Origin of the sequence: Agromyces sp. NPDC056523, from assembly GCF_042794545.1 — a bacterium.
Classification (GTDB): Bacteria; Actinomycetota; Actinomycetes; order Actinomycetales; family Microbacteriaceae; genus Agromyces.
On the sequence record NZ_JBHTTM010000002.1, the window covers coordinates 698,023 to 713,199 of the forward strand.

Sequence of the window (15,177 nt, forward strand, 5' to 3'; positions counted from 1 at the left end):
GATGGCGCGAACGCGCGTCCGTCCGCGGATACCGGTGTTCGACGGCCCTCGCAAGGCCTTGCCGCCCCACCGGGCGTCCGGAAGCATCGGCCGCGACGGAAGGAGACCCCATGCCCCTCGTCGGATTCCACGCCTCGCACGAGCAGCTGCCCCCGAGCGCGCTCCTCGACGCCGTCGTGCAGGCCGAGCAGGCCGGGTTCGAGGCCGCGATGTGCAGCGACCACTGGGCGCCCTGGAGCGTCCGGCAGGGACAGTCCGGCTACGCCTGGAGCTGGCTCGGCGCGGCCCTGCAGGCGACCTCGTTCACGCTCGGCGTCGTGACGGCCCCCGGCCAGCGCTACCACCCGGCGATCGCGGCGCAGAAGATCGCGACGCTCGGCGAGATGTTCCCGAACCGGTTCTGGGCCGCCCTCGGCAGCGGCGAGCGCATGAACGAGCACATCACGGGCGACGCGTGGCCCGACAAGGACACGCGAGACCGGCGGCTCGCCGAGTCCATCGAGGTGATCCGACGCCTGCTCGCCGGCGAGGAGGTCGACCAGGACGGCCTCGTGCCCGTGCACCAGGCGCGCCTCTGGACGAGGCCCGACACCCCGCCGGCCCTGCTCGCCGCCGCGGTCTCCCCCGAGACCGCAGTGGAGACCGCCGGCTGGGCCGACGGCGTCATCACGGTCGACCAGGACCGCGCCGCGCTCCGCGACTTCATGCAGGCCTACCGGGAGGCGGGCGGACGCGGCCCGATCTGCGTGCAGGTGCACCTCAGCTGGGCGCCCAACGACGAGCAGGCCGTCGCGATCGCGCACGACCAGTGGCGGCAGAGCCTCGTCCCGGCGCACGAGGCGTGGGAGCTCGAGCAGCCAGAGGACTTCGACCGGCGCACGGCGGATGCGACGCCCGAGCGGGTCGCGACGACGCTGCTCGCGACATCCGACGCCCGGCGGCACCTCGACGCCCTGCTCGAGCTCGCCGGCACCGGCGTCGACCGCATCTACCTGCACCACGTCGGCCAGGAGCAGCGCGGGTTCATCGACGCGTTCGCCGAGCACGTGCTGCCCGAGCTGAAGGCGGTGGGACGATGAGGATCACGGACCGCAGCGACCTCTGGTGGAAGACGGCGGTCGTCTACTGCCTCGACGTCGAGAAGTACCTCGACTGGAACGACGACGGCGTGGGCGACTTCGAGGGACTCGCCCATCGCCTCGACCACCTCGCCGGGCTCGGCGTGAGCTGCCTCTGGCTGATGCCGTTCCAGCCGTCGCCGCGTCGCGACGACGGGTACGACATCACGGACTTCCTGACGGTCGATCCGCGCCTCGGCTCGCTCGGCGACTTCGTCGAGTTCATGCGGACCGCCCGCGATCGGGGGATGCGCGTCATCATCGACTTCGTCATGAACCACACCTCCGACCAGCACCCCTGGTTCCGGGAGGCGAGGCGCAGCCGCGAGTCGCGCTTCCGCGACTTCTACGTCTGGCGGGACGAGCCGCCCGCGAAGCAGCAGGAGGTCGTCTTCCCCGGCGAGGAATCGAGCGTCTGGGAGTACGACGAGCGCACTGACCAGTACTACCTCCACAGCTTCTACAGCCACCAACCCGACCTGAACATCGCCAACCCGAAGGTCCGCGACGAGATCGCCAAGACCCTGGGGTTCTGGCTCGAGCTCGGCGTCTCGGGGTTCCGCGTCGACGCGGTGCCGTTCCTCATCGAACCGCCCGCCGGCGTCGACGTCGGCGATCCGCACGAGTTCCTCCGCGACATCCGCCGGTACCTGCAGCGCCGCTCGAGCGAGGCGATCATGCTGGGCGAGGTGAACCTGCCCTATGCGGGGCAGCTGGAGTTCTTCGGGCACGTGGACAAGCCGGCCGAGCTCGCGCTGCAGTTCGACTTCCCGGCGATGCAGCGCATGTACCTGTCGTTCGCCCGCGAGGACGCCACCCCGCTCGCGGAGACGTTGGCGGCACGGCCGGAGCTGCGGATCGAGGCGCAGTGGGCGAACTTCGTGCGCAACCACGACGAGCTCACCCTCGACCAGTTGAGCGACGAGGAGCGCGAGGAGGTCTTCGACGCGTTCGCGCCCGAGGAGGAACAGCGGATCTACGGTCGGGGCATCGCCCGGCGCCTTCCACCGATGTTCGACGGCGACCCGCGCCGCGTCGAGCTCGCGTACAGCCTGCTGTTCTCGCTGCCGGGGACACCGGTGCTGTTCTACGGCGAGGAGATCGGCATGGGCGAGAACCCGGAGCTCGGCGGACGCATGGCCATGCGATCTCCCATGCAGTGGTCGAACGAGGCGAACGGCGGCTTCTCCCGGGCACCGGCGCGGAAGCTGGTGGCGAAGCCGCCGAACGACGGGTACGCGCCCGAGCACGTGAACGTCGAGTCGCAGATGCACGACGATGGCTCGCTGCTCGCGAAGATCCGCCTCTTCGCGCACCGGTACCGCAGCTCGCCCGAGATCGGCTGGGGCCGGTTCGAGCTGCTGGAGACCGGCGAGAGGTCGGTGCTCGCTCACCGCACCTCCGTCGACGTCGGCAGCTTCATCGCGGTGCACAACTTCGCCGCTCGCCCGGTCACGGTCGAGCTCCCGCTCGGCGATGTGCCCGAGCAGGCGAGGCTGTCCGACCTGCTGTCCGACGCCGTGGTCCCGATCGACGATCGAGGCCGGGCCGAGGTCGAGGTCGGCGCGTACGGGTACCGATGGTTCCGGACCGTCGATTCCCGCGACCGCCGGCTGACCTGAGACTCAGCTCGCCTTCGCCTCGAGCTCCTCGCGCACCCGCTGGCCGACGACCGCCGAGACGCCGTCCTGCCGCATCGAGACGCCGTACAGCGCGTCGGCGATCTCCATGGTGCGCTTCTGGTGCGTGATGACGATGAGCTGGCTGGACTCGCGCAGGTCCTCGAACGTGGTGAGGAGGCGTCCGAGGTTCGCGTCGTCGAGCGCCGCCTCGACCTCGTCCATGATGTAGAACGGGCTGGGGCGAGCCTTGAAGATGGCCAGCAGCAGCGCGACCGCCGCGAGTGAGCGCTCGCCGCCCGAGAGCAGCGACAGCCGCTCGATCTTCTTGCCGGCGGGCTTCACGCTCACCTCGATGCCGGTCGTGAGCAGGTCGTCGGGGTTCGTGAGCGAGATGCGCCCCTCGCCTCCCGGGAAGAGCACGGGGAAGACCTCGGTGAACGCCGCGCGCGTGTCCTCGAACGCGGCGCGGAAGATCGACTCCATGCGCCCGTCGATCTCCTCGATGATCGTGAGGAGGTCCTTGCGGGTGTTCGCGAGGTCCGTGAGCTGCTCGGTCAGGAATTGGTGACGCTGCTCGAGCGCCGCGAACTCCTCGAGCGCGAGCGGGTTGACCCGGCCGAGCTGCGCGAGCTTGCGCTCGGCGGCCTGCAGGCGCCGTTGCTGCTCCGTGCGGTCGAACGGACGCGGCTCGGCGTCCGGGTCGCCATCGACGGGGATCGGCTGGTCGGGTCCGTACTCCGCCACCAGCACGCGCTCGCCGAGACCCAGTTCGCTCTCCGCGCGCTCGACCAGCGAGGCGACGTGGAGCTTCTTCTCGTAGATGCGCAGCTCGAGGCCGTGCACGTCTTCCGTGACGGCGTGCAGGCGTTCGCGAACGGATGCCTCGGCGCGGCGTGCGGCGTGGACCTCCTCGTTGCGGCTCGCGCGTTCGGCCTCGGCCGCGGCGAGTGCCACGCGCGCCTCGGCGACGGACGCGCCGACCGATGCGAGCACGGGCGGAAGCGCCTCGGCCACGCGCGTGGCCGAGGCGAGCTGCGCCCGGCGGACGACGGCCCGGCGAGCGGCTTCCTCGGCGGCCCGCCGTTCGGCCTCGTACTGGCGCTCCATCGCGGCGATGCGCGCCTCCTCGGCGCGCACGCGCTCACGCGCGGTCTCGAGGCGCAGGCGTGCCTCGACCTCGCCCTCGCGGGCGCGCTCGAGCGCGGCGAGCGCTCCGTCGCGGCGCTCGGCCTCGAGCACCGGGCGAGGCTCGGCACGCGCCGCCTCGACCTCGGCCCTCGCGTCCGTCGACGCTTGGTCCGCCTCGGCGATCCGCTCCTCGGCCGTGCGCAGCGCCTCGGCGAGTCGTTCGGTCTCGGCGGACGCGGCCTCAGCCTGCACGCGGGCCCGGTTCAGCGCCTCGGTGCGCTGCGCGAGCTTCGCGTCGAACTCGCGGAGCGCGGCGAGCGCGAGCCTGGACTGCTCCTTGGCGTGCTCGGCGAGGCCGCGCTGCTCGTCGAGGTCGAACCGGGCGCGTTCGATGTCCGAACGGACGTCCTCGAGCCGCGCCTGCGCACGGTCGCGTTCGGCGAGCAGCTCGATGCGGCTCTGGGTGCGGCCGGAGCCTCCGCGGACGACGTAGCGGCCGACGACGGAGCCGTCGCGCGTGATCACGGTCGCCGGCCGGTCGAGCGCCGCCAGCTTCGGCTCCGCGACGCGCACGGCGTCGAGGTCGTCGGCGATCAGCACCTCGCCGAGCAGGGCGAGCACACCGGATGGCGCGGAGACGACGTCGATCGCCGCGACGAGCCCGGGCAGCGCGAGCGGGGGCGCTGCGGCGCGGCCCGGTTCGGCGATGGTGAGCGCGACGCGGCCGAGATCGCCGTCGGTCGCGGCCGCGATCGCGCGCATCGCCGCCTCGCGATCGTCGACGAGCACCGACTCGGAGAGCGAGCCGAGCGCCGCGGCGACGGCCGCCTCGTAGCCCGGCTCGACGCGCAGGTGCTCGGCGAGCAGCCCTCGCACCCCGGGGGTGCCCGACGCGACGAGCGCGGCCGAGCCGTCCTTCTGGTCGAGTGCGAGCGAGAGCGCACCGACGCGCGCGCCGAGCGCGTCGCGCTCCCGCTCGCGCTCGTGGAGCGCCTCGCGCAGCCGCTCGATCTCGGCCTCGGCATCGAAGACGGCGGCCTGGGCGAGCTCGTACGCCTCGTCGAGGTCGGTCTCGGCGGTCGGATCGGCGTCGGACTCGGCCTCGACGCGCCCGAGCTCGGCTTCCGCCACCTCGCGGCGCAGCACGGCCGCATCGAGCGCGTTGCGGTGCCGCAGCACCTCGCCGCGCACCGCCGCGAGCTTCGACGCCGCGGCGTCGGCGCGACCGGCCAGCTGCGACGCACGCAGGTCGTAGGCGCTGACCCGCGCGGCCTGCGCCGCGATCTCCTCGTCGACCGCGTCGAGCGCGGCCCTCGCCTCGCGCGTCGAGGACGCCGCCTGCTCGAGCCCGGCCGCCGCGTCGCCCACCGTCCCGCGGATGCCCTCGAGCTCCGTGCGCGCGGCGTCGATGTCGGCGCGGGTGAGCGTCGGCGCGGCATCCGTGCCCTCGTCTGCGGCCGAGAGCAGTGCGATCCGCTGCCGGGCGAGCGAGTCGAGCGAGCGCAGTCGCGCCTCGGACTGTTCGAGCGCGAAGCTCACCGCGCGGGCGCGATCGACCGCGTCACCACCAGGCGCCTGTTCGAGTCGATCGATGCGCGCCTGGTGCCGTTCGAGCTCCTGCTGCAGCACGAGCCGCTCCGCGTGGCGCTCGTGCTCGGTGCGGCCGGCGGCCTCAAGCGCGCGTCGCAGCTCGACGACCTCGTCGGCCACGAGTCGTGCCTTGGCATCGCGCACCACCGCGGCGATGCCGGCCGCCTCGCGGGCGACCTCGGCCTGGCGCCCGAGCGGCTTGAGCTGGCGCCGCAGCTCCGCGGCGAGGTCGGTGAGCCGCGTGAGGTTCGCCTGCATGGCGTCGAGCTTGCGGAGCGTCTTCTCCTTGCGTCGGCGGTGCTTGAGGATGCCCGCCGCCTCCTCGATGAAGCCGCGCCGGTCCTCGGGGCTCGCGTGCAGCACCTGGTCGAGCTGGCCCTGCCCGACGATGACGTGCATCTCGCGGCCGAGGCCCGAGTCGCTGAGCAGCTCCTGCACGTCGAGCAGGCGGCACTGCTCGCCGTTGATGGCGTACTCGCTGCCGCCGTTGCGGAACAAAGTGCGCGAGATCGTGACCTCGGTGTACTCGATGGGCAGCGCGCCATCCGAGTTGTCGATCGTGAGGCTCACCTCGGCGCGGCCGAGCGGCCCCCGGGTGGAGGTGCCGGCGAAGATGACGTCCTCCATCTTGCCGCCACGGAGGGTCTTCGCGCCCTGCTCCCCCATGACCCAGGCGAGCGCGTCGACGACGTTGGACTTGCCCGAGCCGTTGGGCCCGACGATGCAGGTGACCCCGGGCTCGAACGCGAAGGTGGTCGGCTGCGCGAAGGACTTGAAGCCCTTCAGGGTGAGGCTCTTGAGGTACACGACCACCCTTCCGACTGCCGAGCGCTGCGGACTACGGTAACCGACGAACCGTCCGCCGCCGGTCTCGCTCGCCGCGCGGGCGCCGATCGGGCATTGCCGCGCACGGTCTCGCGCCGTAGGCTGGCGGGCTGCACGCACGTCGGCGAAGGGGGGCCGCGTGAGCATCGACATCCGTCCCATCCGCCCGCCCGTGGGCCTCGACGGCGATGACGCGACCGAGCTCGTCGCCTACGGGGAATTCATCCGCCGCCTCGATGCCGAGACGCTCGGCACCTCGGATCTCAGCCGCCGCCCGCGCGAACTGCTGCGCGACCTCCGGCAGGCGGACTACACCGCGCGCATCGCGCTCGGCGCCTTCGACGGCGGGCGACTCGTGGGCCTCGCGGAGGTGCAGTGGGAGCTCGACGACGACGCCACCATGGCCTACGTCGAGATCCTCGGCGTGGATCCGATCCGGCGACGAGCGGGCATCGGCTCCGAGCTGCTCGCCGCCGCCGAGGAGGCGGCCCGGGCGGGCGGGCGTCCGACCACGGTGCTGTGGGCTGAGCACGCGCTCGACGGCATCGATCCCGACGCGCCCCGGCTCCGTGCTCCGCAGGGCGACGCGAGCATCCCGGCCGACGCGCCCGCAGCGCGATTCGCGAGTGCGCACGGCTACGAGCTCGGGCAGCTGTACCGCGTCAGCACCCTCGCCATCGCCGGGCGAGCCGAGGAGTTCCGCGCCGGCCTCGCCTCGGCGCTCGACCGGGCATCCGACGAGTACCGCCTCGTGGGCTGGCACGACCGCGCGCCCGACGACCTCATCGACTCCCTCGCATACGCGCATGAGCGGATGTCGGTCGACCCGCCCGCCGGCGCCATCTCCTTCGAGTTCGAGCCGTGGGACGCGCCGCGCGTCCGCGACCGCGAGGGGCGGGCGATCGCCGCCGGTCGCGCGAACCTCAACGTCGCCGCGGTGACGCACGACGGCGAGGTCGCGGGGTTCACGGAGCTCTCGCTCCCGCCCGACTCCCCGGCCGTCGAGCAGTGGGACACCATCGTGCTCCGCCCCCACCGCGGTCACCGGCTCGGCATGCGGATGAAGCTCGCGAACCTCGTGGCGCTCGTCGACGAGGATCCCGCACGCGATCGCGTCTACACGTGGAACGCCGACGAGAACGAGCACATGCTCGCCATCAACGTGGCGCTGGGGTTCCGCCCGTTCGCGCTGGAGTCGACGTGGCAGCGACCGTCGCCGGCGACGGCGCCCGGCGCGGCAGCCGAAGCCGCTGGCACCGCGGGCAGCGGTGCGACGACCGGTTCATGAACGCCTCGCGCACGATGGGGGTGCCGCAGCGCGGGCACGGCCGGCCGGCCTGCCCGTAGGCGTTGAGCGAGTGGGCGAAGTAGCCCGAGGCGCCGTTGACGTTGACGTACTGCGCGTCGAAGCTCGTGCCGCCCTCGGCGAGGGCCTTCTGCAGCACGTTGCGCACGGCCGCGAGGAGCTCTCGGACGCGCCGCACGCTCAGCGTGTCGCCGGGCTGCTCGCCGTGCATGCGCACGGCCCACAGCGCCTCGTCGGCGTAGATGTTGCCGATGCCCGACACGAATGCCTGGTCGAGCAGGAGGCGCTTGACGGCGGACGTGCGACGCCGGACCGCGGCCGAGAACCTGTCGTCGCGGAACGCCGGGTCGAGCGGGTCGCGCGCGATGTGCGCGACCTGCGACGGGATCGAGCGCGCCCACGGCCCGGTGACGTCGGCGGAGAATCCCGCGATCTCGCCGTCGGCGGTCGGCACCATGCGGTCGACCGCCATCGAGCCGAAGATGCGCTGGTCGACGAAGTCGACCCGCAGCTCGCCGTGATCGGGGTGCTCAAGGTGCAGGCGGACGCGGGCGTGCCGGTCGTCGCCGGGATGGTCGGGCGTGCGGAGCAGCAGTTGCCCGCTCATGCCGAGGTGACCCACGAGCGCGTCACCTCCGGCGAGTGGCATCCAGAGGAACTTCCCTCGGCGGACGGCCGCCTCGATGCGCTCGCCCGTCAGTCGTGCCTCGAAATCGCCGGATGCCGCGTCGTGCCGCTTCAGTGAACGCGCGTCGAGCACGTCGACGCCCATGATGCGAGCACCGGAGACCGCGGGCGCGAGTCCGGCCCGGACGACCTCGACCTCGGGCAGCTCGGGCACGTCAGCGGTCGCTCAGGAGCGTCCATGCCTCGAGCGCCGCGGCCATCTCGGCCTGCTTCTTGCTCGAGCCCTCGCCGGAAGCGGAGACGAGGTCGCCGACCGACACGGTCGCGACGAAGTGCTTGTTGTGGTCGGGCCCGCTCTCGGTCACGACGTACACGGGCGCCGGCGCGCTGCGCCGCGCCGCGATCTCCTGGAGGCTCGTCTTGGGGTCCATCGCCGCCCCGAAGCGCTCGGGGTCCTTCATGAGTGGCGTGACGAGGCGCAGCACGAAGTCGGTCGCGACCTCGCCGCCGCGATCGAGGTAGACCGCGCCGATGATGGCCTCGACGGTGTCGGCGAGGATCGACGGCTTGTCGGCGCCGCCGGTCAGCGTCTCGCCCCGGCCCAGGCGGATGTACGGCCCGAGCCCGATCGTGCGGGCGACCTCGGCGAGCGCGGCCGACGACACGAGGCTTGCGCGGCGCTTGGCCAGCTCGCCCTCGTCGAGCTCGGGATGGTCGGTGAAGAGCCGGAACGTGACGGCCTGACCGAGGATCGAGTCGCCGAGGAACTCGAGGCGCTCGTTGGTCGGGATGCCGCCGTTCTCGTACGCGAACGACCGGTGCGTGAGTGCGAGGAGCAGGAGTTCGGGGTCGAGCTCGACCTGCAGCGTGCGCTGCAGCTCGGCGAGCTCGTCAGTCCCGGTATCCGTACGCTCAGCGCGCCTCACGACCGGTCGTTCGGGAGTCTCGGGCCGACTAGACGTCGGCGACCTTGCGGCCCTTGTACTCGAGGAACAGCGGGGTGCCCGCCGAGTCCTCGACGACCCGCGCGCGGTGCGGGAGGCTGTAGGTCACCTTGCCGTTCTCGACGGTCTTGACGAGCGTGGGGGCCTCGGCCTTCCACTGCGAACGGCGCGCGTGGGTATTGGCACGTGACTTCTTCCGCTTGGGAACAGCCATGACTCTCTCTCAATCTCTCTTCTGGTCGGCGTCGGATGCAGCATCCGCGCCCTCGTCTTCGGAAGCCCTGAACCCGGCGAGCGCGGCCCATCGCGGGTCGTTCTCGGCACGGGTGACGAGTTCCGGATGATCCGCCAGACGCAGCCCGGTCTCTGGGTCGAGACCAGGGCAATCCGGCCGGCACACCGGCTGGAAGGGCAGTGCCAGCACTGCCGCATCTCTGATGAGCGGTTCAAGATCCACGTGGTCGTCTTGAACCTCATACTCGAAAGCTTCCCCAGTATGATACGCGAAAAGCTCCTGGAACTCGACTCGGACCGGCAGCGCGATGTCGATGAGGCACCGGCCGCACTCCCCCTCGGCGGTCGCGTCGACGTCGGCGGTGACGAGGACGCCCTCGTGCACCGACTCGAGCCGGAGGTCGATCTCGATCTCGGAGCCCTCGCGCACGCCGACGAGACCCTCGCCGTACTGCTCGGGTGCGGGCACGTCGAATCGCTGCTCGCGCATCGCGCCGGGCTTGTGGAGGAGGTCGCGCACGTTGACGCGGAACGGGGTCTGCTGGACGGCCACGATCGACGATTCTACGCGCCGCGCGGGACCGCGCGGCCGAGCGCGTCGCGGCCGGCCGCGCGCAGCGATCGCGGCAGCAGTGCGGCCTCCGCGCGACGCGACGTCGGCGCATCGGCTCGCAGGGCGGCCGACGCGACCGCGAGGTCGTGCATGAGCGCGGTGCGCGCCCCCGCATCCGTCGACGTCGCGGGCCCGTAGCGTTCGCGTTCCACCGCGTCGCGGAGCCGCTGCAGCGCCGAACCGGCCCCGGCGACCGGCGGATCGCCGTCCGCGGCGAAGGCGGGACGTCGCATGAGTTCGGTCGCCAGCGCCCGGGCGGTCCTGCGGTCGTCGACCAGCAGCCCGAGGTCGACGGCCGTGGCGGCGAACTCCCGCCATGCGGCATCCGCGGGGTGCGGGCCCGTTCGGATGCGACGCCGGCGGCCGACGCGGAGCCCCCATCGGATCGCGGCGGGCAGCAGCACGAGCGCGATCGCGAGCACCACGATGCCGGCGCCGCGGAGGAAGTCCACGCGCGCCGCGAGTGCCGCGGAGTCGTCGAGCGCGCGGTCGGGGTCGCCCTCGGGACGACCGGTCGAGCCGGGTCCGGTCGAGGGCGCGTTCGGCACCACCCCCGGCGACTCCTCGCCCGCACCGAGGCGCGAATAGCCGGGAACCGTGCCGCGCCCGGGAGTCGGCTCGAACGGGACCCAGCCCACGCCCTCGAAGTACAGCTCAGGCCAGGCGTGCAGGTCGTGCGAGTCCACGGCGACGACCACCTCGCCGTCCACCCGGGCGTCCGTCGCCGTGCCCGCGGTGTAGCCGACCGAGATGCGCGCGGGGATGCCGAGCTCACGGGCGAGCACCGCCATCGTCGAGGCGAAGTGGACGCAGTATCCCTCGCCGGCCTCGAGGAACGCCGCGATCACGTCGAACCCGCCCCCGTCGTACCCTCCGGCGACCGGCGCGTCCTCGGAGTACTCGAAGGATCCGCGCAGGTAGGCCTGGATGGCGACCGCGGCGTCGTACGGGGTGGGCGCCGACCCCGCCACCTCCTCGGCGGTCTCCGCGATGATCGGCGGCAGGTCGTCGGGCAGCTCGAGCGTGGACTCGGCGACCACGCCCGGATCGGGCGCGGCGGCGGCACGCAGCTGCGCGACGCTCGGCTGCACGTCGAGGTGCGTGAGCTGGTAGCGCTGCTCGAGGGTGGTGGAGTCGACGCTGCGCACGTTGAGGGAACCCGTGTCCCAGAACCACGACCCGCGCACGCCGTCGACCTCGGCGGTCGGGTACGGCAGCGGCAGCCACGCCGTGCGGACCTGCTGCGTATCGACCGAGATGGTGCGCAGCGGAGCGGCGACGTCGGCGCCGAGGCCGTCGGGCCGCGGCAGCGTGTCGAGCGTGTGGTCGCCGTCCACGGCCCGCTCGCCGGCCGCCCAGACCTCGCCCTCGAGCCGCTGCACCGTGAGCAGCGTGAAGTACGGGCGGATGCCGTCGGGCGACGTGTAGGTGAACGCGGGCACGGGATCGGGCCGGCGGAGGTCCCGGCCGAGTTCGAGATAGGGGCTGACCCCGCGTGCGAACAGCGTGCCCGGCCCTCCGCTGCCGAGGAGGAGGGTCGTCGAGATGCTGGGCGTGGCGGCGGTGATGACGGATGCCGCGAGCAGCCCGATCGCGGCGAGGCCGAGCGAGGCGCCCATCGTCGACACGATCGGGGCACGCTTCGGCGCGATGACCACGGGCGCGTCGGCGCGCTCGTCCTCCTGCAGCAGCTCGGCGCTGCGCCGCACCCGCACGTCGACCCGCAGCAGAAGGAGGTAGGCGGCGGCGGTCAGCACGAGCGCACCCACCTCGGCGCCGGCCTCGACGAACAGGCCCGGCACCAGCACGGGGACCAGGATCGGCACCGCCGCGAGCGCCGGCAGCCGGACCGTCTGGACGATGAGGTCGAGCAGCACGGCCACCACGCCGACGCCGACGCAGATGGCGAACACGAGCGCGGGCACCGGGATGGCCGGCACCGACTGCTGCTCGATGGTGGCGCGCGCGCCTTCGGCCAGCGTTCCGAACGCGTCGAAGGTGTCGGGCGTGGGGACGATCAGCGCGATGCTCGTCGTGCCGCCGAAGAGCAGGGTGAGGGCGAGGATGAGCGCCGCGACTTCGAGGGGCGGCACGAGCGACGGCGGGGTCCGGATGGCTCGCATGCCGGCTCCGCCCCCGATCACCGCGAACGCGACGATGGCGCTCGCCCACCACCAACCGCTGCCCGTGATGAGCGGCCCGAGCGCGGTCGTGGCGACGAGCAGGAGGAGGAGGGTCGCACCCGAGAGTGCGAGGCTCTGCGGGGCGCTCAGGAGGAGTCGTTCAGGACGCACCGCGGCCTCCCGAACGCGCGGCCTCGCGGGCGGAGCGCCAGGCGTCCGACCACGCCGAGGGCAGGTCGACCGGCCGGCGCACGCGCACCACGCGCCAGTCGGCCTCCTCGAGGCGCTCCACGACTCCCGACGCGGTCGACTCGGCGACGAACGCGATCGCGGGCTCCACGCCCGGACGGAGCGCCACCAGCGACTCGACGGCCGCCGGGGCGGGCTCGATGAGCACGACCAGCGCCGGCATCCGCGCATCGCGGCGGGTGGCGTGAGCGACCCGCGCGGCGGTCGCGGGGTCGGCCTGCCGCGTGTGGTCGCGGCGAGCGTCGCGTCGTGGCGGGTCCAGTCGAGCGAGGTCCTCCAGGAGGCCCGCCTCGCCGCCGGGCGACCGATAGCCCCCGGCCTCGGCGGCGATCGCGCGCGTCGTGGCATCGGGATCGTCGACCGGGTCCAGTCGCACCCGGAAGCCGTGCGCGAGCAGGTGGACGCCGAGGGAGGCCGCGATCTCCACGCCGAGCTCGAACGCGGGGTCGAGCATCGCCCCGACGCGATCGTGCGCACCGGAACCGGGGTGGTGCGATCGCCCGCCGAGGGCCGTGTCGAGCAGCAGGCGCACCTCGGGGTCGCCGCGCTGCTCCTCGTCGCGCACCATGAGCTCGCCGCGCCGGGCCGTCGCCGCCCAGTGCACCCGGCGCATCGGGTCGCCGTACCGGTACTCGCGCGCGATGAGCTCGTCGCTGTTGGGGTGGGTCCGCTTCTGCAGGGCGTTGACGGTGCCGTCGACGCTCGCCACGACGCCCGGCTCGGTGTCGAGCGGCGTCACGCGCGGGGTGACGACGAGTTCGCGCGGCGTCCCGACGATCCGATCGATCCGGGCCAAGCCGAACGGGTCGCTCACGGCGATGCTGAGCGGACCGACGTCGAAGACGCCGCGCCGCGGCGTGCGGAGCCGGTACTCGAGCCGCACGGTGTCGTCGCCGGTCGGCAGCGCGCCCTCGTGCCGTCCGACGGCGGGCAGCACCGCCTCGCCCGGCGGATGCAGCGCAGGATGCGCGAGGTCGCGCCAATGGGCGCCGTCGAACGCCCGCCGGCTGCGGTTCTGCACGCGCATGCGCACCAGGACCGACCCGCCGGCGCCGACGATCGGCGGCTCGAACATCCGGGTGACGGCGAGCCGCGGGGCGCGCAGGGCCAGGAAGCCGAGCGCCGCGAGGGGCATCGCGAGTCCGACCGAGGCGAGCAGCATGATGTCGCGGAGGTCGAACCACAGCGCCAGCGCGAACAGGGCACCGCCGATGGCGATCAATGCGATCCCCCGCCGCGTCAGGCGCGGTCGCGCCTGGGCGCGTGCGGCGCGGACCCGCATCATCGGTCTCACTCCCTCCGTGCGCTGCCCACCGGCACGGGCGTGTCGGACACCACGCGACGCACGATGGCGTCGATGAGGGGCCCGCCGTCGCGATCGTGGCCGCCGACGGCGCGGCTGGTCGGCACGAGGCGATGGGCGAGCACCGGCACCGCGAGCGCATCGACGTCATCGGGCAGGACGAAGTCGCGCCCGTGCATGGCGGCGTGCGCCTTCGCGGCGCGGACCAGCTGCAGGGTCGCCCGCGGACTCGCGCCGAGACGCAGCTGCCGGTCGTCGCGCGTCGCGCGCGCGAGTTCGACGGCGTACTCCTTGACCGGCTGCGACGTGAACACGAGGTGCACCGCGGCGATCATCGCGCGGAGCTCGTCGAGCGACACGACCGGCTCGAGGGAGTCGAGCGGGCTCGCGGTCTCGCGCTGCGCCAGCATGTCGAGCTCGTCGGCCGGAGCCGGGTAGCCCATCGAGATGCGCGCCATGAAGCGGTCGCGCTGGGCCTCGGGCAACGGGTACGTGCCCTCCATCTCGACCGGGTTCTGGGTGGCGACGACCGTGAACGGCTGCTGGAGCCGGTACGTCGTGCCGTCGGCCGTGACCTGCCGCTCCTCCATGCACTCGAGCAGCGCCGACTGGGTCTTCGGGCTCGCACGGTTGATCTCGTCGCCGATCACGATGTTGGCGAACACGGGCCCGTGCTTGAACTCGAACCGCCGCGAGGACTGGTCGAACACCGAGACGCCGGTGACGTCGGACGGCAGCAGGTCGGGCGTGAACTGGATGCGGCTGACGCTGCTGTCGACCGACCGCGCGAGCGCCTTCGCGAGCATCGTCTTGCCCACGCCCGGCACGTCCTCGATGAGCAGGTGGCCCTCTGCCAGGAGGACCGTCAGCGCCGCCGTGACCGCCTCGCGCTTGCCGCTGATGACCGTCTCGACGTTGCGGACGATCGCCGCGGCGCGCTCGCCGACCTCGGCGATGCCCATCGCGGGCAGGACCGGCGCCTCGGTGACGGTCATCGGCTCGCTCACGGTCGCATCGCCCCCTGGAGGTAGTCGGCCACGGCGCGCGGCACGTACGGGCTCACGTCGCCGCCGAGGGCCGACACCTGGCGCACGAGGGAACTCGACACGTGCGCATTGGCCGGATCGGGCAACAGGAACACCGTCTCGACGCCCGCCAGGTGACGGTTCACGATCGCCATGGGCGTCTCGTAGCCGACGTCGACCTGCGACCGGATGCCCTTGACGAGCACCGATGCGCCGACGTCGGTGCAATAGTCGACCAGGAGCCCCATGCTCCACGACGCCACGACGATGTCGCCCGGGATGTGGGCGTCGGCGATGGCCTGCTCGATGAGCGCGACGCGCTGCGCGATGGGCAGCAGTGCGGACTTGTCGGGGTTGTGCACGACCACGACGTGCAGCTGGTCGTAGAGGCCCGCGGCACGCTCGATCACGTCGATGTGGCCACGCGTGACGGGGTCGAACGATCCGGGAACGACGGCGATCCGCTGCAT

Annotated in this window: 11 protein-coding genes and 1 pseudogene; 3 read left to right on the forward strand and 9 right to left on the reverse strand. The window is 72.9% G+C overall.

Annotated features, from left to right (window positions below):
• Nucleotides 1-110: 110 nt before the first annotated feature.
• Nucleotides 111-1,079: a TIGR03885 family FMN-dependent LLM class oxidoreductase gene (locus tag ACFQ58_RS10240; protein ID WP_376950967.1), complete on the forward strand. Its 969-nt coding sequence runs from the start codon at nucleotides 111-113 to the stop codon at nucleotides 1,077-1,079.
• Nucleotides 1,076-2,740, forward strand: coding sequence for an alpha-amylase family protein (locus tag ACFQ58_RS10245; RefSeq protein ID WP_376950968.1), 1,665 nt, complete (start codon nucleotides 1,076-1,078; stop codon nucleotides 2,738-2,740). The genes ACFQ58_RS10240 and ACFQ58_RS10245 overlap by 4 nt, the downstream gene beginning before the upstream one ends.
• A 3-nt stretch (nucleotides 2,741-2,743) precedes the next feature.
• Here ACFQ58_RS10245 and smc read toward each other — a convergent pair whose 3' ends face one another.
• Entirely contained in the window at nucleotides 2,744-6,265 is a 3,522-nt protein-coding gene (gene smc / locus ACFQ58_RS10250) for a chromosome segregation protein SMC (RefSeq protein ID WP_376950969.1), read from the reverse strand.
• A 190-nt stretch (nucleotides 6,266-6,455) separates the two neighbouring features.
• Here smc and ACFQ58_RS10255 point away from each other — a divergent pair.
• Nucleotides 6,456-6,797, forward strand: a pseudogene (locus ACFQ58_RS10255) (GNAT family N-acetyltransferase); the annotation flags it as partial.
• Between the two features lie 643 nt (nucleotides 6,798-7,440).
• On the opposite strand, the gene mutM reads toward ACFQ58_RS10255, so the two are convergent.
• The 8 genes from mutM to coaD all read right to left on the reverse strand — a co-directional run bounded on the left by mutM (nucleotide 7,441) and on the right by coaD (nucleotide 15,177).
• Entirely contained in the window at nucleotides 7,441-8,430 is a 990-nt protein-coding gene (gene mutM, locus ACFQ58_RS10260) for a bifunctional DNA-formamidopyrimidine glycosylase/DNA-(apurinic or apyrimidinic site) lyase (protein ID WP_376950970.1), read from the reverse strand.
• Between the two features lies 1 nt (nucleotide 8,431).
• Nucleotides 8,432-9,142, reverse strand: a complete 711-nt coding sequence (rnc, locus tag ACFQ58_RS10265) for a ribonuclease III (protein ID WP_376950971.1) — start codon at nucleotides 9,140-9,142, stop codon at nucleotides 8,432-8,434.
• Nucleotides 9,143-9,170: 28 nt separating this feature from the next.
• Complete coding sequence (rpmF, locus tag ACFQ58_RS10270; protein WP_092669520.1) at nucleotides 9,171-9,374, reverse strand: 50S ribosomal protein L32; 204 nt, start codon at nucleotides 9,372-9,374, stop codon at nucleotides 9,171-9,173.
• Between the two features lie 9 nt (nucleotides 9,375-9,383).
• The gene (locus ACFQ58_RS10275; RefSeq protein WP_376950972.1) at nucleotides 9,384-9,884 is read right to left on the reverse strand and encodes a YceD family protein; all 501 of its coding nucleotides are present in this window, start codon (nucleotides 9,882-9,884) and stop codon (nucleotides 9,384-9,386) included.
• Between the two features lie 74 nt (nucleotides 9,885-9,958).
• The gene (locus ACFQ58_RS10280; protein ID WP_376950973.1) at nucleotides 9,959-12,301 is read right to left on the reverse strand and encodes a transglutaminaseTgpA domain-containing protein; all 2,343 of its coding nucleotides are present in this window, start codon (nucleotides 12,299-12,301) and stop codon (nucleotides 9,959-9,961) included.
• The gene (locus ACFQ58_RS10285) at nucleotides 12,291-13,664 is read right to left on the reverse strand and encodes a DUF58 domain-containing protein (RefSeq protein ID WP_376950974.1); all 1,374 of its coding nucleotides are present in this window, start codon (nucleotides 13,662-13,664) and stop codon (nucleotides 12,291-12,293) included. The genes ACFQ58_RS10280 and ACFQ58_RS10285 overlap by 11 nt, the downstream gene beginning before the upstream one ends.
• A gap of 5 nt (nucleotides 13,665-13,669) precedes the next feature.
• A complete protein-coding gene (locus ACFQ58_RS10290) occupies nucleotides 13,670-14,644 on the reverse strand; it encodes an AAA family ATPase (protein WP_376951123.1) in 975 nt (324 codons plus the stop codon).
• Between the two features lie 41 nt (nucleotides 14,645-14,685).
• On the reverse strand, nucleotides 14,686-15,177 hold the full coding sequence (gene coaD, locus ACFQ58_RS10295) for a pantetheine-phosphate adenylyltransferase (RefSeq protein ID WP_376950975.1): 492 nt from the start codon (nucleotides 15,175-15,177) through the stop codon (nucleotides 14,686-14,688).

Excerpts from the sequence above, each read along its gene's own strand:
- ACFQ58_RS10240 (WP_376950967.1), top strand. The coding sequence starts at position 111 with ATGCCCCTCGTCGGATTCCACGCCTCGCACGAGCAGCTGCCCCCGAGC.
- ACFQ58_RS10245 (WP_376950968.1), top strand. The coding sequence starts at position 1,076 with ATGAGGATCACGGACCGCAGCGACCTCTGGTGGAAGACGGCGGTCGTC.
- rpmF (WP_092669520.1), bottom strand. The coding sequence starts at position 9,374 with ATGGCTGTTCCCAAGCGGAAGAAGTCACGTGCCAATACCCACGCGCGC.
- ACFQ58_RS10275 (WP_376950972.1), bottom strand. The coding sequence starts at position 9,884 with ATGCGCGAGCAGCGATTCGACGTGCCCGCACCCGAGCAGTACGGCGAG.
- ACFQ58_RS10285 (WP_376950974.1), bottom strand. The coding sequence starts at position 13,664 with ATGATGCGGGTCCGCGCCGCACGCGCCCAGGCGCGACCGCGCCTGACG.
- ACFQ58_RS10290 (WP_376951123.1), bottom strand. The coding sequence starts at position 14,644 with ATGGGCATCGCCGAGGTCGGCGAGCGCGCCGCGGCGATCGTCCGCAAC.
- coaD (WP_376950975.1), bottom strand. The coding sequence starts at position 15,177 with ATGCAGCGGATCGCCGTCGTTCCCGGATCGTTCGACCCCGTCACGCGT.